This is a genomic window from Bradyrhizobium sp. CCGB12 (genome assembly GCF_024199845.1).
Lineage (GTDB): Bacteria > Pseudomonadota > Alphaproteobacteria > Rhizobiales > Xanthobacteraceae > Bradyrhizobium.
On sequence record NZ_JANADO010000001.1, the window covers coordinates 4926069 to 4945198 of the forward strand.

At 64.1% G+C, this 19130-nt stretch carries 16 protein-coding genes; 7 read left to right on the forward strand and 9 right to left on the reverse strand.

Annotated elements, in window-relative coordinates; translation table 11 throughout:
* Positions 1-205: 205 nt before the first annotated feature.
* Positions 206-1549 (forward strand): HlyD family secretion protein, encoded by a 1344-nt coding sequence (locus tag NLM27_RS23025; protein ID WP_254145497.1) that lies wholly within the window; start codon positions 206-208, stop codon positions 1547-1549.
* Positions 1549-3486, forward strand: a complete 1938-nt coding sequence (locus tag NLM27_RS23030; RefSeq protein ID WP_254148903.1) for a glycosyltransferase — start codon at positions 1549-1551, stop codon at positions 3484-3486. The genes NLM27_RS23025 and NLM27_RS23030 overlap by 1 nt, the downstream gene beginning before the upstream one ends.
* Positions 3487-3524: 38 nt before the next feature.
* Here the strand turns inward: NLM27_RS23030 and NLM27_RS23035 are convergent, their stop codons facing one another.
* Positions 3525-5912 carry an AI-2E family transporter gene (locus NLM27_RS23035; RefSeq protein WP_254145498.1) on the reverse strand — a complete coding sequence of 796 codons (2388 nt, stop codon included), beginning with the start codon at positions 5910-5912 and terminating at the stop codon, positions 3525-3527.
* Between the two features lie 229 nt (positions 5913-6141).
* Between NLM27_RS23035 and NLM27_RS23040 the strand changes: the two genes are divergently transcribed.
* The 3 genes from NLM27_RS23040 to NLM27_RS23050 all read left to right on the forward strand — a co-directional run bounded on the left by NLM27_RS23040 (position 6142) and on the right by NLM27_RS23050 (position 9368).
* Positions 6142-7443: a lytic murein transglycosylase gene (locus tag NLM27_RS23040; protein ID WP_254145499.1), complete on the forward strand. Its 1302-nt coding sequence runs from the start codon at positions 6142-6144 to the stop codon at positions 7441-7443.
* A gap of 143 nt (positions 7444-7586) precedes the next feature.
* The gene (locus NLM27_RS23045; protein WP_254145500.1) at positions 7587-8090 is read left to right on the forward strand and encodes a DUF1993 family protein; all 504 of its coding nucleotides are present in this window, start codon (positions 7587-7589) and stop codon (positions 8088-8090) included.
* A 177-nt stretch (positions 8091-8267) separates the two neighbouring features.
* Entirely contained in the window at positions 8268-9368 is a 1101-nt protein-coding gene (locus NLM27_RS23050; protein WP_254145501.1) for an alkene reductase, read from the forward strand.
* Positions 9369-9589: 221 nt separating this feature from the next.
* Here the strand turns inward: NLM27_RS23050 and NLM27_RS23055 are convergent, their stop codons facing one another.
* The 7 genes from NLM27_RS23055 to glpD form a co-directional block, all read right to left on the reverse strand.
* Complete coding sequence (locus NLM27_RS23055; protein WP_254148904.1) at positions 9590-11332, reverse strand: ABC transporter substrate-binding protein; 1743 nt, start codon at positions 11330-11332, stop codon at positions 9590-9592.
* Positions 11333-11459: 127 nt separating this feature from the next.
* Complete coding sequence (locus NLM27_RS23060; RefSeq protein WP_254145502.1) at positions 11460-11789, reverse strand: DUF2160 domain-containing protein; 330 nt, start codon at positions 11787-11789, stop codon at positions 11460-11462.
* Between the two features lie 10 nt (positions 11790-11799).
* On the reverse strand, positions 11800-12606 hold the full coding sequence (locus tag NLM27_RS23065) for a carbohydrate ABC transporter permease (RefSeq protein WP_254145503.1): 807 nt from the start codon (positions 12604-12606) through the stop codon (positions 11800-11802).
* Positions 12606-13580: a carbohydrate ABC transporter permease gene (locus tag NLM27_RS23070; RefSeq protein ID WP_254145504.1), complete on the reverse strand. Its 975-nt coding sequence runs from the start codon at positions 13578-13580 to the stop codon at positions 12606-12608. Before NLM27_RS23070 ends, NLM27_RS23065 begins: the two co-directional genes overlap by 1 nt.
* Complete coding sequence (locus NLM27_RS23075) at positions 13580-14665, reverse strand: ABC transporter ATP-binding protein (RefSeq protein ID WP_254145505.1); 1086 nt, start codon at positions 14663-14665, stop codon at positions 13580-13582. The genes NLM27_RS23070 and NLM27_RS23075 overlap by 1 nt, the downstream gene beginning before the upstream one ends.
* 13 nt (positions 14666-14678) lie before the next feature.
* Positions 14679-15755 (reverse strand): ABC transporter ATP-binding protein, encoded by a 1077-nt coding sequence (locus tag NLM27_RS23080; RefSeq protein WP_254145506.1) that lies wholly within the window; start codon positions 15753-15755, stop codon positions 14679-14681.
* Positions 15752-17302 (reverse strand): glycerol-3-phosphate dehydrogenase, encoded by a 1551-nt coding sequence (glpD, locus tag NLM27_RS23085; protein ID WP_254145507.1) that lies wholly within the window; start codon positions 17300-17302, stop codon positions 15752-15754. The genes NLM27_RS23080 and glpD overlap by 4 nt, the downstream gene beginning before the upstream one ends.
* 243 nt (positions 17303-17545) lie before the next feature.
* On the opposite strand from glpD, the gene NLM27_RS23090 reads away from it, so the two are divergent.
* Both NLM27_RS23090 and NLM27_RS23095 read left to right on the forward strand, forming a co-directional pair.
* Positions 17546-17800, forward strand: a complete 255-nt coding sequence (locus NLM27_RS23090; RefSeq protein ID WP_254145508.1) for a type II toxin-antitoxin system prevent-host-death family antitoxin — start codon at positions 17546-17548, stop codon at positions 17798-17800.
* The gene (locus tag NLM27_RS23095) at positions 17800-18216 is read left to right on the forward strand and encodes a type II toxin-antitoxin system VapC family toxin (RefSeq protein WP_254145509.1); all 417 of its coding nucleotides are present in this window, start codon (positions 17800-17802) and stop codon (positions 18214-18216) included. Before NLM27_RS23090 ends, NLM27_RS23095 begins: the two co-directional genes overlap by 1 nt.
* A 4-nt stretch (positions 18217-18220) precedes the next feature.
* On the opposite strand, the gene NLM27_RS23100 is transcribed toward NLM27_RS23095, so the two are convergent.
* The gene (locus tag NLM27_RS23100) at positions 18221-19066 is read right to left on the reverse strand and encodes a DeoR/GlpR family DNA-binding transcription regulator (RefSeq protein WP_254145510.1); all 846 of its coding nucleotides are present in this window, start codon (positions 19064-19066) and stop codon (positions 18221-18223) included.
* Positions 19067-19130: the final 64 nt, after the last annotated feature.

Consider the following 19130-nt stretch of genomic DNA (forward strand, 5'->3'; position numbering starts at 1 on the left):
AAGGTTTGTGCGTCGCCCGGCCGCATCCAGCGCGACCAACCTTTCCCCCGCCGCTAAACCTTGACCGGGATTTGCGCAAAAACGCGCGCGGGCGCTTAGCAACCTGGAAAGTGCAGCTTCGGCTTAATGCTCGCAACAGGGCACACAGCACGGTTCCTGCGCATTGACCGGTTCCGTTGGCATCCCTGTCAGCAAGGTGACCGTCATGATGGACCGCTCGCGCGCCGCCTCCGTCGATCCCGCATCCGCCCCCTCCCCTGAGAGCAAGACTGACGCGAAGGGCTTGCAGGAGGCGTTGCACGAACAGCTGTTCGCCAATGACGAGCCCAACCACGGGCCCGATGGGCAGACGGCGCCGGAATCCGGACGCCGCTGGCCGCATCTGCGGCGCGGCGCCAAGATCGCCATCGGGCTCGCCATCATCGCCGTATTCGGCTGGCTGCCGCTGCGCGCAATCTGGGAAAATTCGAGCGTCGAAGCCGTGCTGAACTCCCGCCTCGTCACCCTGCGCACACCCATCGGTGGCCGCGTGGCGGCCGCCCAGCGCGTCACCGACCAGGCCAAGCTCGAGGCCGGGACCGTCGTCCTGCGCGTCGTCAACTCGCGCGGCGATCGCACCCGGCTCGACGATCTCCGGCGGCAGAAATCGCGCCTGGAGAACGAGCGGCCGAGCCTTGCCGCAAAACTTGCCTCGGCCCAGGCTGCGCAAAGGGACCTGGCGCGGCAGGCCGCGCAATTCCGCAACGGGCGCGTGCTCCAGCTCGAGGCCCGCATCGCCGAGATCCAGACCTCGATCGAGGCGGCGGCAGCGCGGCGGGACGAAGCCAGCGCCGCCGTCGAACGCGCCTCCTCGCTGGCGAAATCCGGCAATGTCTCGACCGTCGAGCTGGCACGGCTGACACGCGAGCTTTCCGTGTCACAGCAGACCGAGCTTGGTGCGCGCAAGCGGCTGGACGCGGCGAAGGTGGAGCTTGCCGCGGCACAGAACGGCTCCTTCCTCGGCGACAGCTACAACGACCGGCCAAGCTCGGTGCAGCGCGAGGAGGAGATGCGCCAGCGTGCCGGCGACCTCGAGGCCGATCTCGCCCGCACCGACACCGAGATCGCCTGGCTCGCCAACGAGATCATCATCGAGGAGGTCCGCTTCGCCGATCTCTCCGAGGCCAACATTACGACACCTGTCGCTGGCCGCGTCTGGGAGATGATGACCTCGCCTGGCGAAGACGTGCAGGCCGGCCAGCCCCTGCTCAAGGTGCTCGATTGCAGCGGCGCCGTCATCACCGCCAACGTCACCGAGAGCGTCTACAACCGCTTGCAGCTTGGCGATCGCGCCAGCTTCGAGCCGAATGACGGCGGCGAGCCGATCTCCGGCACCGTTGTCAACCTCACCGGCGCCGCCGGTGCGCCCGCAAACCTCGCCATCAATCCGGATGCGCTAAGCAAGGAGCCCTATCGCGTGACCGTCGCATCTCGCGATGCCGCGGCCCGCGCCTGCACCGTGGGACGCACCGGCCGCGTCGTGTTTGCCCGGCAGGAGACCGCGCCGTGATGATGGCGCTGACGCCCGGCCTGATCGCACTCGGCATCTTCATGGCGATCGTGCCGCTGCTCAGACGCGAGAGCACGATGGCGCGCGCGTTCCTGGCCGTCGTGTCGCTCGTGTTCCTGCTCCGCTATCTCTATTGGCGCGTCACGGCGACGCTCCCGCCGCTGCATCTGACTGCGGATGCCGTGATTGGTTATCCCTTCATGCTGCTGGAGGCGGCCTCACTCGTTGCAGTCGTCTTGTCGCTGCTGTTCCTGAGCCGGACGCTCGACCGCACCGGCACGGCAAGGATCGATGGCCGCGCCACCGATCAGCGCGCGCCGCTGATCGACGTCTTCATCTGCACCTACAATGAGGAGCGATCGATCCTCGAACGCACGATCATCGGCGCCACCGGCATGGTGTACGGCAATTACCGCGTCTGGGTGCTCGACGACGGCCGGCGACCCTGGCTGCGGCGGCTCGCGGGCGAGCTCGGCTGTCAATATCTCACGCCGCCCGACAACCACCACGCCAAGGCCGGCAACATCAACCATGCGCTCAGGCATGTCGGCGCGCTGCCGGAGCGGCCGGCCTTCGTGGCCATTCTCGACGCCGACTTCGTGCCGCGGCCCGACTTTCTCGCGCGGACCGTCTCTCTCATGGACGACCCATCCGTCGGCGTGGTGCAGACGCCGCAGCACTTCATCAACCCCGACCCGATCCAGACCAACCTCGCCGCGACCGACGTCTGGCCGGACGAGCAGCGCTTCTTCTTCGACATCCTGATGCCGGCGAAGGACGCCTGGGGCGTCGCCTTCTGCTGCGGCACCTCGTCTCTCATCCGTTATGCCGGGCTGGTGCAGATCTGCGGGTTTCCAACCGACTCCGTGACGGAAGACTACCTCGTCACGCTGCGCCTGAAGGAATACGGCCTCACCACGATCTATCTCAACGAGCGGTTGACGATCGGGCTCGCGCCGGAAGGGCTGAAGGAATACATTACCCAGCGCGCCCGCTGGTGCCTCGGTTTCATGCAGATCGTACGCGGGCGCAGCGGACCGTTCTCACCGGACTCGAAGCTGTCCTTCATCGACCGGCTCTCGCTGGTCGATGCCTTCATGAGCTGGTCTGCGGTCTACACGTCGAAGGTGGCCGGTCTCGCGGTGCCCTGGCTGTTCCTGCTGTTCGGTATCAAGGCGGTGCAGGCCGACCTCACCGAGCTATTGCGCTTCTTTCTGCCGTTCTATGTCTGGCACGGCCTCAGCATGGCCTGGCTGTCGCGCGGCCGGTCACTCGCGATGATGACGGACGTGTCGCAGCTCATCGCCGCCCCTGCCGTGCTCAAGGCGGTGGCGGCCGGCCTGTTGCGGCCGAAAGGACACAAGTTCAAGGTCACCGCGAAAGGCGGCGACCGCGACCGGAGATTTGTCGAATGGCCGCTGCTGCGGATTTACGGCAGCGCGCTTGTCATCACGCTCGCAGCCATCGCCTATGCCTTCGTCCTGAACCTGCGCGGCGAGAACATCGCCTATGGCGGACTGGCGCTGGCGTGGAGCCTCTATAACGCGTTCATCCTCGCCGTGGTCTGCTTCGTCTGCATCGAGCAGCCGCGCAAACGCAAGGCGGAGCGGTTCAATCGCAATGAGCCGGTGCTGTTGCGCCGGGACGGCAGGTCGCATCTCGCGCGTCTCGCCGACATCTCGATCACCGGCGCCCGCCTGATCGATCCCGACCCACCGGCGCCGGGCAGCACGATCGAATGCCAGATCTATGGCCGCTCGATCGCAGCGATCGTGGTGCGACGAACCACGGACGGATTTGCCGTGCGCTTCGAGGAAGGCATGGATACGCGCGTGCATGCGATCCGGGCGTTCTATGCCGGCGAGTATGTTCGCGCTTTTCGGGGCGTCAGGGCGCTCCCGGTCGGCAAAGCGCTGCTGATGCGGCTGTTCGGCTAGCGCCACGTGCTCATAGCGGCAATGTCGGCTTCCTCTCCCTAGGGGGCGGGATGCGCCTCCCTCAAGCTATCCGTATCGACGCCTGTAGTCGCTTGGGTGCTCTGGATATCGACCATCAATTGGTTCGCCATCTCCTTCAGGCGGTCACGATCTCGGTCGGTGAACTCCCGCGGCTGAGTATCGATGACACAAAGGCAACCAACAACATGACCGGATGAAGTCCGTAGCGGAACGCCCGCGTAGAAGCGAATGCCCCTCTCCAGCACATGCGGATCATCGGCGAAGCGCGGGTCCCCGGTGACATCCTCCGAAACCAGCATATCGTCTGCAGCGATCACATGCGCGTCGAGGGAGCCCTCATGATTGCCCTGCAGACCTGCTTGAACGTCCTGGGCGCGGCTGTCAGCGGCGGCTGGCTGCATGTTATCGACCCATGTCACCAGCGCTATCGGAACGTTGAACGCCTGTGCGACCTTTCTGGACGCCTCATCCAGATCCTGGCGTTTCGCGGCGTCCAAGCCGAGGTCGCGCAGCGCGGCGAGCTGGGCACGTTCGGCGTCGGCTGTGAGCTGGGGCGTATCGCCGAGAGCTGCCGCGCGACCGACCCATGCTTCAACCTGCTCGACGCAAGCCCGGAGGGAGGCGAAAGCCGCGTCGGCAGCCATCTGAGTCTTGAGCTCTCCCGTCTGTTCCGTTCCGGCGATCAAATTCCAGCAGCAGACGGCAAGCTTCACCTGGGGCGCCCGACGGCGCAGGCGACGAAAGACATAGCGGGCATAGACCTGCGGCTGCGGGTGAAAGTAGGACAGGCACACCACGTCAACCCCCTGCAGATCAAGTTGCTCCAATGCTCCCCGACTGACCACGATCGGCGGCAAGACCTTGGCGCCGATGTTGCGTTCCTCGAGCACCTGCGCGAGCATCTCCGCCGCTGCATGATCGAGCTCCATGCGTCCTGCGAGACAGAGGACGCATGGTCGCTGCGCCGTCCGATTTCCCTCTTCCACTGCAGACGCTGACTCGCGGATATGGTCGTCAACTTCCCGCACAACCGAGATCGCCGTATCTGCGACGAGACGCCGGTAGTTGATATCGACGCTGCTGCGCTGGCGATCGTTCTCCGCCAAGCGCAACGCTGGAATGCCGACGTTATCGTACAGCTCGCACGAGGAACACTCGTCGACATAGTTCTCGGCAAACTCAACCGCCTCCTCCAGATTGCCGGCCAATAGCCGCTGGTAGAGTTGCTCCTCCGGCGCGAGCACGGGGTCGCTGCCAAGAAGAATGCCCAAGAACTCCAACTGTGGGACGTAGCGCCCAATGACGACCAGGCAGACGGTCAGAGGTGTCGCCAGAAATAGCCCGACCGGTCCCCACAGCATCGTCCAGAAGATCGCGGCGATGATGATCGCAAGGGATGACAGCCCGGTGCTGGACCCGTAGAGCCAAGGCTCGATGACATTGTTACTGACGAGTTCAGCCGTCAGGAACAGACCGACGACCCAGAACAGCATCGTCCAGCCCGGATCGACGGCGATGGCCAGGGCAGCAGGAAATATCGCCGCCAGAAAGGGACCGAGATAGGGAATGAACCGGAGTACCGCTGCGAGCAGGCCCCAAAGAATCGCGTTCGGTACGCCAACAAAGTAGAGTGCAACACCGATCGGCAGCCCGTAAGTCAGATTAACGACGAGCTGCATCAGCAGATAACGGCTGACCCGCGAGGCAGCATCGTTGATGGCCTGAGTACTCTTCTGAAGGTCACCGGCTCCCGCCAGTTTAATGAATCGATCGCGCAGGTCTTCGCGCTCGAGCAGCACGAAAATCACGAAGATGACGACCAGCCCGGACGTCGCAAGCGGCGCCAGCAACGGCCCTATGACAGCGCGAATGACCTCCAGCGGTCTCGGCTGTGGCGGCTCCATCCGCACGGTAACGGGCTCCCGACTCTCACCACCGGCGCCAAGCCGGGACGGCGCGACCCCCGACTTTTTCTCGTCTCCCGAGATCTCCCTGCCGAGATCCTGCATCGTCGTGGTGACGGCGTCGACGACCCCGCCGCCTGGCGCGGAGCTCTGCAACGAGCGGATCTTCTCGGTGATGGTGGTCTGATAATTGGGAAGGTTGCTGGCGAGCTGGACCAGTTGGCGCCCGACGACCAAGGCGATCCCTGCGACGACGATAAAAGCAATGGAAACGGCGAGCAGTACCGCTGCAATGCGGGGCACCTTCGAACGTCTCAACCAATTGACCAAGGGCGTGAGAACGAAGCTCAGCAGGATAGCAAGAGCAAAAGGAACGAAGATTTCCCGGCCGAGATAGAGGGCTCCGATGGCCAGGACGATGCCGCCGGCTGTGAGCATGGGCGAGGACGCGGCTCGCACGGCCGGTGTTCGTTGCGACGAGGCCGGAGCCAACTCGGCCATGGGGACGAGCCTTTCAATAGCGGTTTCGACAGGTCAACCCGGATTCGGCGGGTTTGATCCAACCGAGCCAAGCGCTTGCCTTCTGAACGCATGCCCCACGCACCAAGGCGGGCAACCGATCGTCCTCCAGCCAGATCGGCGGCGAGCGCAGGGTGGGGATGGCCTGAGGCGATCACTTCACCTAGACTTCGGGCGAATCCACGCCTGCTCATTCCCCGCCGGAACCCCTATGGTCCAGACCCGATTTCTAATCGCGGCCGTCGCGCTCCTCGCCTGCTCCGCCACCGCCACCGCCCAAATGCTTCCGCCGCCCGGCAAGCCCGCGGCCCCCAGGACATCAATTCCCTCGCCGCGCGCCGCGTCGTGCCATAACGGCGCGAGCTTCGATCGCTTCCTCGCCGACGTGAAGCAGCAGGCCGTCGCCGAGGGCGTGTCGCAGCACGCGCTCGCCGAGGCTGCGCCGTACCTCACCTACGACCAGAGCATCGTCAACCGCGACCGCGGCCAGCGCGTGTTCGGCCAGGTGTTCACCGAATTCTCGCGCAACCGGGCGTCGGAGGGCGCGGCCAGGAACGCCCAGGCGCGCATCAAGATGCATGCGGCGGCGTTCGCCCGCGCCGAGAAGGAATATGGCGTGCCGCCGGCGGTCATCGCCGCGTTCTGGGGACTGGAGAGCAGCTTTGGCGCCGAGCTCGGCAAGCTGCATACGCTGCCGTCGTTGGTGTCGTTGGCCTATGACTGCCGCCGCTCCGAGATGTTTCAGAAGGAAACCATCGCGGCGCTCAAGATCATCGACCGTGGCGATCTCTCACCATCCGAGATGATCGGCTCCTGGGCCGGCGAGCTCGGGCAGACGCAGTTCTTGCCCACGCATTATTTCAACTATGCGGTGGACTATGACGGCGACGGCCATCGCAACCTGTTGCGCAGCGCGCCCGACGTGATCGGCTCCACCGCGAACTACATCGCCACCGGACTGAAGTGGCGGCGCGGCGAGCCATGGCTGCAGGAAGTGCGCGCGCCCGCGAACTTTCCGTGGGACCAGGCCGACCTGACGATCAAGCTGCCGCGCGCGAAATTCGCGCAACTCGGCGTCACCTATCCCGATGGCCGGCCGCTGCCGAACGACGACCTGCCCGCCTCGCTGCTGTTGCCGATGGGTCGCACCGGGCCAGCGTTCCTCGCCTATGCGAATTTCGCGGCTTACACCGAGTGGAACAACTCGCTGATCTATTCGACCACCGCAGCCTATCTCGCCAGCCGCATCGCCGGCGCCGCGCCGATGCGGCAGTCCGCCGTGCCGGTTGTGCAACTGCCGCTCAACGAACTGAAGGAGCTGCAGCAGCACCTCGTCCGCGCCGGCTTCAATGTCGGCAAGGTCGATGGCGTGATGGGGCAATTGAGCCGCACGGCGGTGAAGGCGATGCAGATCAAGTACGGCCTGCCCGCCGATTCCTGGCCGACCGCCGAGCTGCTCGCCCGCATGCGCGGCGGCACGGCGCAGGTGCAGCCACAGGCGACGGTGCGGTAGCAACCCTGCTTCGCGGGCGATGACCGCCGCGGAGAATTTTCGCACTGCACCAGCAGCTTTCCGCAATTGCATTTTTCCATGACGCTCCCATGTGAGTGGCTCAGGTTTCTCCTGAGCTTTCCCACCATCAAAGCGAGCATCACATGTCCTTCTACGACGCGGCCGTCCCCGCCTATTTGCAAATGCTGAACAGCCTCACCGGCCTGCTCACCAAGGCCGAAGCGCATTGCGCGGCCAAAAAGATCGACCCCAGCGTCCTGCTCGGCTCGCGCCTCTTCCCGGACATGCTGCCGCTGTCGAAGCAGATCCAGCTCGTCAGCGATTTCGCCGCCAAGGGCTGTGCGCGGCTGACGCACAGCGAGGTGCCCTCCACCCCCGATACCGAGACGACCTTCGCGGAGCTGAAGCAGCGGCTGGCAAAGACGATCGACTACGTGAAGTCGTTCAAGCCCGAGCAGTTCGCGGGCGCCGAGACCAAGGACGTCACCTTCCCGGCCGGGCCCGACAAATCCATCACCATGAAGGGCCAGCAATTCCTGAGCGCGTTCTCGCTGCCGAACTTCTATTTCCATGCCACGACGGCTCACGGCATTTTGCGCCACAACGGCGTCGAGATCGGCAAGCGCGATTTCCTCGGCGCGAACTGATTTGCCGGATCGCACGGCCGCGTAGCGAAATTCTGCTGCCGTGGTCGAAATTGCACATGAATCATGCTACGCGGCCTTGCCGCGTAGCTCGCCTGCGCCTCGAGTATGGCTCCGGCCTTGCGCCCGATGTCGCGATGCACAAGTGTTCGTGACCTCTCATTGCCTGGAAGCATCCCCATGAGCCGTCCGACCAAATTGTTTGAGACCTACAAGCTCGGCCCGATCACGCTGGCCAATCGTTTCGTGATGGCGCCGCTGACGCGCAACCGCGCTGTGCCCGGCACGTTCGTGCCTGGTCAGCTCGCCGCCGACTATTACAGCCAGCGCGCGTCCGCAGGGCTGCTGATCACCGAAGCGAGCCAGGTCTCGCAGCAAGGCCAAGGCTACCAGGACACGCCCGGCATCTATTCCAGGGACCAGGTCGCCGGCTGGCGCAAGGTCACCGACCGCGTGCATGAGCGCGGCGGCAAGATCTTCATCCAGCTCTGGCATGTCGGCCGCATCTCGCATGTCGACCTCCAGGCGAAAGGCGCCGCCCCGGTCGCGCCGAGCGCGATCCGCGCCAAGGGCAAGACCTTCGTCAACGGCACATTCGCCGACGTCTCCGAGCCGCGCGCGCTCGAGCTCTCCGAAATTCCAGGGATCATCGACGACTTCAAGCGCGCGACGAAGAATGCGCTCGAGGCCGGCTTCGACGGCGTCGAGATCCACGGCGCCAACGGCTATCTGCTCGATCAGTTCGCCCGGGACGGCGCCAACAAGCGAACCGACGCCTATGGCGGCCCGATCGAGAACCGCGCCAAGCTGATGCTGGAAGTTTCCAAGGCGGTTGCCGCTGAAGCCGGCGCAGAGCGCACCGGCATCCGCATCTCGCCGGTGACGCCGGCCAACGACCTCTCCGACTCCAATCCGCAAGCCTTGTTCGATCATATCGTGGATGGCCTCAGCGCGCTCAAGCTGGTCTATCTCCACGTCGTCGAGGGCGCCACCGGCGGTCCGCGCGACATCGCGCCGTTCGACTATGCGTCCTTGCGCGAGCGCTTCGCCGGCGCCTACGTCGCCAACAACGGCTACGATTTCGATCTCGCCAACAAGGTGCTGGACGCGAATGCGGCCGACCTCATCGCCTTCGGCAAGCCGTTCATCTCCAACCCTGATCTCGTCGAGCGGCTGAAGCAGGGCGCGGCACTGAACGACTGGGACAAGACCACGTTCTACGGCGGCGGTGCGAAGGGATATACGGACTATCCGACGCTCGCGGCCGAGCCGGCGGAGTAGGTCGCGCACCACTGGGCGACGACAGCGAGTGTGTGCGACGGTGCTTGCCACACACGCGTCATTGCGAGCGCAGCGAAGCAATCCAGACTGCCTCCGTGGAAAGACTCTGGATTGCTTCGCTGCGCTCGCAATGACGGTGTGGAGACAGCGTGCCGAACTCACCAAAGGAAAAAGGCCGGGATCGCTCCCGGCCTCTCGTATTTGATGACGCTACGTGTCTCTTACTTCGCTTCCGCACGCTTGGGCGGGGACGCCGGCCACGACTTGATCAAGGTGTCGTAGTCGACCGTCTCGCCCTTCGGCTTCTCGTTGGCGAGCTTGCGCTGCGGAGCAATCGTGCCGTCCTTCTGGGCCTTGGCGTACCAGTACTCGGCCGTTTCCTTCTTGTGCAGCTTCGGACCGCAGGCACCCTGCACGCCGGACTTCTCCAGGCGCTCCATGACGGAGTCCTGAGCGGCCGCGAGGGCATCCATCGCCTGCTGCGGCGTCTTCGTACCGGACGACGCATCGCCGATGTTCTGCCACCAGAGCTGCGCGAGCTTCGGATAGTCGGGCACGTTGTTGCCGGTCGGGGTCCACTGCACGCGCGCGGGCGAGCGGTAGAACTCGATCAGGCCGCCGAGCTTCGGCGCACGCTCGGTGAACGACTTGTCCCAGATGTCGGATTCACGGATGAAGGTGAGACCGACATGGCTCTTCTTCAGCGACACCGTCTTGGAGACGATGAACTGGAGATAGAGCCAGGCTGCCTTGCGGCGATCCGCCGGCGTCGACTTCAGGAGCGTGAGCGAGCCCGCGTCCTGGTAGCCCAGCTTCATGCCTTCCTTCCAGTACGAGCCGTGCGGCGACGGAGCCATACGCCACTTCGGCGTACCGTCCGCATTCATCACGGCAATGCCAGGCTTCACCATGTCGGCGGTGAAGGCGGTGTACCAGAACATCTGCTGGGCAATGTTGCCCTGCGCCGGCACGGGGCCGGACTCGGAGAAGGTCATGCCCTGAGCCTGCGGCGGAGCATACTTCTTCATCCACTCGAGGTACTTGGTGATCGAGTAGACCGCAGCCGGACCATTGGTGTCGCCACCGCGTTCGACCGACGAGCCGACCGGACGGCAGCCTTCCATGCGGATGCCCCATTCGTCGACCGGCAGACCGTTCGGAATGCCCTTGTCGCCGTTACCGGCCATCGACAGCCAGGCGTCGGTGAAACGCCAGCCGAGCGAGGGGTCCTTCTTGCCATAGTCCATATGGCCGTAGACCTTGACGCCGTTGATCTCCTTGATGTCGTTGGTGAAGAACTCGGCGATGTCCTCATAGGCCGACCAGTTCACGGGCACGCCGAGCTCGTAGCCATACTTGGCCTTGAACTTGGCCTTGTAGTCGGGATTGGTGAACCAGTCGTAGCGGAACCAGTAGAGGTTGGCGAACTGCTGGTCGGGCAGCTGATAGAGCTTGCCGTCCGGCGCCGTGCCGAACGACTTGCCGATGAAGTCGTTGACGTCGAGCATCGGGTCGGTGACGTCCTTGCCCTCGCCGGTCATGTAGTCCGACAGCGCGATGGTCTGGCCGTAGCGGAAGTGGGTGCCGATGAGGTCGGAATCGTTGATCCAGCCGTCATAGACGTTCTTGCCCGACTGCATCTGGGTCTGCAGCTTCTCGACGACGTCACCTTCCTGGATGATGTCGTGCTTGAGCTTGATGCCGGTGAGCTCGGAGAACGCCTTGGCCAGCGTCTGCGACTCGTATTCGTGGGTCGTGATGGTTTCGGAGACGACGTTGATCTCCATGCCCTTGAAGGGCTCGGCGGCCTTGGCGAACCACTCCAGCTCCTTCTTCTGGTCGTCCTTCGACAAGGTCGAGGGCTGGAATTCCGCAATCCACTTCTGGATCGTGGCGTCGTCGGCGGCGCGCACCGGCGCCGAGACGGCGAACGACACCGCGACAATCGCGGCGACGCTGGACATGGTCAGAAAGCTATTCTTGGTCAATGGACCTTTCCTTCTCCTAAACTGTCGCATGTTGATCCTCCGTTGCAGCGACAAACTTTATACAGGCCCGGGTTGCTCCCGGATCTGGCCGTCCCTTCGCAAGCTAGACCGTGCGGAAAATGAGCACGGCCATGACCAGCGAAATTCCACTTGCGAGCCACAGGCGCGAGATTTCCACGCCCTCCTCGCCGATCGGCAGCGTGGCGAGCGCGTCGGTGCCGACGAATGCAATCCACAACAGATGGATCACGGCGGCCGCGATCAGCGAGATGAACAGGCGGTCGCCGCGCGTGGTCGGAATACTGAGCACGCCGACGCGCTCCGCTTCGGGATAGACCGCCGCGAGCCACGTCATCACGGCAAGCGTGCAGGCGAGCGCTGCGAAGAAGATCGCCGTCGGCAGCGTCCAGGCCATCCATGCAATGGATTCCATAAGAGCCTCCTCAGACCCGGCCGAGCGCGAAACCGCTCGCGATGTAGTTGCGGACGAACCAGATCACGAGCGCGCCCGGAATGATGGTGAGCACACCGGCCGCGGCCAGCAAACCCCAGTCCATGCCGGCGGCCGACACCGTGCGCGTCATGATCGCGGCGATGGGCTTGGCCTGCACCGAGGTCAGCGTGCGCGCGAGCAGGAGCTCGACCCAGGAGAACATGAAGCAGAAGAAGGCGGCGACGCCGATTCCGCTCGCGATCAGCGGCACCAAGATCTTGATGAAGAAGCGCGGGAAGGAATAGCCGTCGAGGAAGGCGGTCTCGTCGATCTCGCGCGGCACGCCGGAGACGAAGCCTTCGAGGATCCACACCGCGAGCGGAACGTTGAAGATGCAGTGCGCGAGTGCGACGGCCCAGGGCGTATCGAACAGCCCGATCGCCGAATAGAGGTTGAAGAACGGCAGCGCATAGACCGCCGCCGGCGCCATGCGGTTCGACAGCAGCCAGAAGAACAGGTGCTTGTCGCCGAGGAAGCGGTAACGCGAGAAGGCGTAGGCCGCCGGCAGCGCCACCGAGATCGAGATGATGGTGTTGAGGACGACATATTCCAGCGAGTTGATATAGCCGGAATACCAGCTCTCGTCGGTGAAGATGCGCTTGTAGTGCTGGAGCGTCGGAGTGTGTGGCCACAGCGTCATCGTCGAGACGATCTCGGCGTTGGTCTTGAAGCTCATGTTGACGAGCCAGTAGATTGGCAACAGCAGGAAGATCAGGAACAGCCCCATGATGAGGCGGCGGCCGGGGATCGAATGCATCAGGCCACTCCTTCCTTTGGCTTGAGCGCGGGCACGGGCTTGAGCGCAGCCGAAGCCTTGGGCTCCGCCGCCGGCTCGTTCTCCGCCTGGACTTTGCGCTCGGCGCCTGCATTGGTCATGACGGTATAGAAGATCCAGCAGACGATCAGGATGATGAGGTTGTAGACCAGCGACAGCGCGGCGGCCTTGCCGAGGTCGAACTGGCCGAGCGCGATCTTGACGAGCTCGATCGACACGAAGGTCGTGGAGTTGCCGGGTCCGCCGCCGGTGACGACGAACGGCTCGGTGTAGATCATGAAGCTGTCCATGAAGCGCAGCAGCACGGCGATCAGCAGCACGCGATTCATCTTGGGCAGCTGGATCGCCTTGAACACGGCCCAGCGCGAGGCGCCGTCGATCTGCGCCGCCTGGTAATAGGCCTCGGGGATCGACTTCAGGCCGGCATAGCACAGGAGCGCGACGAGGCTGGTCCAGTGCCAGACGTCCATCACGATGACGGTGACCCAGGCGTCGATGTCGTTGGAGACGTAATTATAGTCGAGGCCAATGTGGTTAAGGACGTACCCCATCAGACCGATGTCGGGCCGGCCGAAGATCTGCCAGATCGTGCCGACCACGTTCCACGGAATCAAGAGCGGCAGCGCGAGGATCACGAGGCAGGCCGCGACGGTCCAGCCCTGGCGCGGCATCGACAGCGCGACGACGATGCCGAGCGGCACCTCGATGGCAAGGATGACGAACGAGAAGAACAGATTGCGGCCGAGCGAGGCGAGGAAGCGGCCGCCGAGATCGGTCGAGGGATCCAGCAGCTCCTTGAACCAGCCGACACCGTTCCAGAAGAACTGGTTGTTGCCGAACGTGTCCTGCATCGAATAGTTCACCACCGTCATCAGCGGCAGTACCGCCGAAAAGGCGACGACCAGGAACACCGGCAGTACCAGGAACCAGGCTTTTTGGTTGACGGTTTTGTCCATCAGGCGGCTCCCTCCACCAGAAGGCTGTCGGCATAGACGTGCACATGGGACGGATCGAATTTCAGCCCGGCGTTACCATCCGAGCTGGTGAAGCCCGCTGGCGCGCGCGCCGCAAGCTTGGCCTCGCCGACGCGGACGCGCGCGAAGCGGATGCGGCCGAGATCGTCGATGCGCTCGATTTTTGAAGTGAGCAGGCCGGGCGCGGGCGCGACGGCGTCGACGAATTCTGGTCGCACGCCGATCTCGATCTTCGCGCCTGCGGGCAGATTGTCATAGCTGCGGTTGAGCGCGATGACATGGCCGTCGACCTTGGCCTCGCGTCCCCTCACCTCGGCCGGCAGGATGTTCATGCCGGGCGAGCCGATGAAATAGCCGACGAAGGTGTGCGCCGGCTTGTCGAACAGCTCGGCCGGCGTGCCGCTCTGCACCACGCGGCCATCATGCATGACGACGACGGTGTCGGCGAAGGTCAGCGCCTCGGTCTGGTCGTGAGTGACGTAGATCATCGTGAGGTCGAGCTCGCGATGCAGGGCCTTCAGTTTCGAGCGAAGCTGCCATTTCAGCTCGGGATCGATCACCGTCAGCGGCTCGTCGAACAGCACGGCAGCGACGTCGGAGCGGACCAGGCCGCGACCGAGCGAGATCTTCTGCTTGGCGTCGGCAGTGAGCCGCGTCGCCTTGCGGTTCAGATAGGGTTCGAGATCGAGCAGGCGGCCGATCTCGGCGACGCGCTTGTCGATATCCGCCTTCGGCACGCTGCGGTTCTTCAGCGGAAACGCCAGGTTCTGCCCCACCGTCATGGTGTCGTAGATGACCGGGAACTGGAACACCTGGGCGATGTTGCGCTTCTGGGTTGACAGCGGTGTGATGTCCTTGCCGTCGAACAGGATTTTCCCCCGTGACGGCGTGATGATGCCGGAGATGACGTTGAGCAGCGTGGTCTTGCCGCAGCCGGACGGCCCGAGCAGCGCATAGGCGCCGCCCTGCCGCCAGGTCATGGTGACAGGCTTGAGTGCAAAGCTTTCCGGCGGGGCATTATTGCCGCCGTAGGAGTGCGCGAGATCGACGAGGTCAATGCGGGCCATGGCGCATACCTCCTCAAGTCTTGGGAGCAGCGACCAAACGGTCGGCCGCGTCAAAAACGAAGACATCGTTCGGATCGAGCACGGCATCGAGCGTCTGGCCGGGCTCGAACTCGTGCACGCCGTGCAATACCGCAACCAAGTTCAATCCGTCGCGGGTCAGATGCACGAAACTCTCCGAACCGGTGATCTCGGTCACCGTGACAGTGGCATGGAAGGCATGGCGGTCGGCCTCGCCATTGGCGAGCCCGAGCTGATGGGCGCGGAAACCGACGCGATAGAATCCGTCGGGAAGTCCCCCATAAAGTCCGGACGCCGGCGCGGCGCTGCCGCCGGCATATTGAACCATGCCACCCCCCTTCTCGAGGCCCACCAGGTTGAGCGGCGGATCAGAGAAGACCTGGGCGACGCGCAGGGTCTGCGGCCGGCGATAGACGTTCGAGGTCACGCCCATCTGCAGTGCCTCGCCTTCCCACATGCAGACGGTGTTGCCGCCGAGCAGCAGCGCCTCGGTCGGCTCGGTGGTGGCATAGACGAAGATCGCGCCGGAGGCCTCGAAGATGCGCGGCAGTTCGGCGCGCAGCTCCTCGCGCAGCTTGTAGTCGAGGTTGGCGAGCGGCTCATCGAGCAGCACGAGATCGGCGCCCTTGACCAGCGCGCGCGCGATGGCGGTGCGCTGCTGCTGGCCGCCGGAGAGCTGGAGCGGCGTGCGCTTCAGGAACGGCTCGAGCCGCAGCAATTTTGCCGCCTCGGCCACGCGCGCCTCGATCTCATCGCGCGGCTTGCCCTGCACGCGCAGCGGCGAGGCGATGTTCTCGTAGACCGTGAGCGAGGGGTAGTTGATGAACTGCTGATAGACCATGGCGACCGAACGTTGGCGCACATCGGCGCCGGTGACGTCCTTGCCGTTGACCAGCACCTTGCCGGTGGTCGGCTTGTCGAGCCCGGCGAGCAGCCGCATGATCGAGGTCTTGCCCGATAGCGTCGGCCCCAGCAGCACGTTGAGCGTGCCGCTCTCGAGCGTCAGCGAGACGTCGCGGATGTGCGGGACGCCCTCGACGGTTCGGGTCACGTGATCGAGTGTCACGGTCATGAACGTCCTCCTGCTTCCAGCAGGGGAGTTTGCTGCACGGCGTGGGTCCTAATCCAGTCGTCAAGTGCCGCGACCTCGTCGGCAGATAGTCGCAGGCCGAGCTTGGAACGGCGCCAGACGACGTCCTCGGCGGTGACGGCCCATTCATTGGCCATGAGATAGCGAACCTCGCGCTCGGTCAGCGTTGCACCAAAGGACTGGCCGAGATCGGCGGCCGATTTCGCATCGCCGAGCAGCTTGATCGCCCTTGTACCATAGGCGCGCGCAAGGCGCCGCGCATGCTCGTGGCTGAGGAAAGGATAGCCGCGCTGGAGCTCGGCGATCAGCCCGTCGATGTCGGAGACGTTCATGTCCCCGCCGGGCAGCGGCCATTTTCCGGTCCAGCCCTCGCGCGCTTTCGCGCTGCGAAGGTAGGGCGCGAGCCGTTCCAATGCTTCCTCTGCCAGGCGGCGATAGGTCGTGATCTTGCCGCCATAGATTGACAGCAGCGGCACGCCGCCGGGCGTGTCGAGCTCGAACACGTAGTCGCGGGTCGCCGCCTTGGCTTCGCTGGCGCCGTCGTCATAGAGCGGACGCACGCCGGAATAGGTCCAGACCACGTCCTCCGAAGTCACGGGCTTGGCCAGATATTCGCTCGCCGCGGTGCAGAGATACTGGATCTCCTCGGCCGTCGCCTTCACCTTGGCGGGGTCGCCGTCATAGTCGCGATCGGTGGTGCCGATCAGCGTGAAATCCTCCTGGTACGGGATCACGAAGATGATGCGGCCGTCGGCGTTCTGGAACATGTAGGCGCGGTCGTGGTCGTAGAGCTTCTTGACCACGATGTGCGAGCCCTGGACCAGGCGCACCTTGGCTTTGGCATTGACGCCGGCGCCGCGGCCGAGCACGTCCTCGACCCAGGGACCGCCGGCATTGACCAGCGCACGCGCCTGGACCTGCGAGCGCTCGCCGGTCAGCGTGTTGACCATGCCGACGGTCCAGACGCCGTCGGACTGGCGAATCTCGGTGGCGCGGGTGCGCGTGCGGATCTCGGCGCCCTTGTCGGCGGCATCGCGCGCGTTGAGCACGACGAGGCGGGCGTCATCGACGAAGCAGTCGGAATATTCGAACGCGCGGGCGTAGCGGTTCGAGATCAGCGGGCGGCCGACCTCGTCGCGTCTGAGGTCGACGGAGCGCGTTGCCGGCAACAAATGGCGGCCACCGATGTGATCGTAGAGAAAGAGTCCCAGCCGCAGCAGCCAGGCGGGTCGCAGGCCGGCGTGATGCGGCAAAACGAAACGAAGGGGGCGGATGATATGGGGCGCGATGCCCCAGAGAATTTCGCGCTCGATCAGCGCCTCGCGGACCAGGCGGAACTCATAATATTCGAGATAGCGCAGGCCACCATGCACCAGTTTGGTCGACCAGGACGACGTGCCGCTCGCCAGATCGTTCATTTCGCACAGGAAAACCGTGTTGCCGCGGCCCACCGCGTCGCGCGCGATGCCGCAGCCGTTAACACCGCCTCCGATGATGGCGAGGTCGAAAATACGCTCCAACAGACGCATCCCCCGACGACCGCCCGTTCCATCGAGCGGCTACTTTCGTTTTTGATTAGATCACACCAAAAAACGAAAGCAAGATGAAAGAGAGGCGAAAGGAAGTGAAAGCGGAACTTTTTTGGGGGCAATACGATCGAAAAATCGGCAGGCGAACAGCTTGGACTGAGGGCGAACGGTAGTTGAATGTAGTAACGTGCCTACATAAGTTCTACCTAATGGGGCAACGTCCCGACCGAATGAGAGGTGCAGATGATGGTGACCACTCTCACCAGCCGAGAATTCAACCACGACACCAGCGGCGCAAAAAAAGCGGCATCGCGGGGACCCGTCTTTATTACGGACCGCGGCCGTCCGGCCCATGTCCTGCTGACGATTGAAGATTATTTGCGTCTGACCGGCGGGCATATGAGCCTGGCCGAAGCTTTGGCGCAGGCGGACACGGACTTTGATTTCGATCCGCCGCGCGTTGCCGGTGGGATTTTCAAGCCTGCCGATCTCGACTGATGTTTCTGCTGGACACCAATGTTCTTTCCGAACTGAGGCGGCGTGATAAGGCCCATCGCAACGTCGTCGCCTGGGCCAATGCAAGTCCCGCGGCAAACTTCTTCCTATCCGCGATCTCGATACTCGAAATTGAACTTGGCGCGCGCCTGATCGAGCGCAAAGACCCGGCGCAAGGTGCCGTTCTTCGCAGTTGGATCGACAACCAGATTCTGACTCGCTTTGAGGGTCGAATCCTGGCCATCGATACAGCCGTGGCGCAGCGTTGTGCGCAACTTCACGTCCCCAACCCGCGGGCCGAACGCGACGCGCTCATTGCGGCAACCGCACTTGTTCACGGCTTGACGATCATCACGCGGAACGTGGCAGACTTCGAGCCGACAGGCGTCCCGCTGCTCAACCCGTGGGACGACACCTAAGCCGCTATCTCAGCCGCACCACCGGCGTCGCTTCAGGCGCAGCGTCCTGCGCTTCGGCTTGGGCATCATCGATGTCCGCCCCCTTCGGCATCGCCTCCACCACCTCGATGCCCTTGCTGTGGCAGATGGTGGCGAGCCGCTCTGGCAGCTCCTGGTCGGTGACGAAGGTCTGGATCTGGGTGATGTGGGCGATGCGCACCGGCGCGCTGCGGCGGAGTTTTGTGGAATCGGCGACCAGCATGACGCTGCGGGCATTGGCGATGATGGCCTGCGCCACCTGCACCTCGCGGTAGTCGAAGTCGAGCAAGGCGCCCTCTTCGTCGATCGCGGAGGCGCCGATGATGGCGTAGTCGACCTTGAACTGGCCAATCAGCTGCGTCGCGGTCGAGCCGACCACCGCGCCGTCGGCACGCCGCACCGTGCCGCCGGCAACCACCACCTCGATGCGGGGATGGCGGTAGAGCAGCATGGCGACGTTGAGATTGTTGGTGATGACGAGCAGATCCTCGTGCGAGGTCAGCGCGCTCGCGACCTCTTCCGTCGTGGTGCCGATGTTGATGAACAGCGAGCAGCCGTTCGGGATCAGTGAGGCCGCCGCAGCGCCAATGGCCTTCTTCTCGTCGGCGGCGACGAAGCGCCGCGCTTCATAGGCGAGGTTTTCCACACCGGAGGCGATGATGGCGCCGCCATGGATGCGCGTCAGCGATCTCCGCTCGCAGAGATCGTTGAGATCTTTCCGGATGGTCTGCGCCGAGACCTCGAAGCGGCGCGCGAGTTCCTCGACCATGACGCGGCCGGAGGCGCGCGCGATGTTGAGGATTTCGGCTTGGCGATGGGTCAGTCCGGTCACGGCGAAAACCTCAAATCAGAGCGATGCATGGTGCGGCGGTTCGCGCGTTCGGTCAATGCGGGAG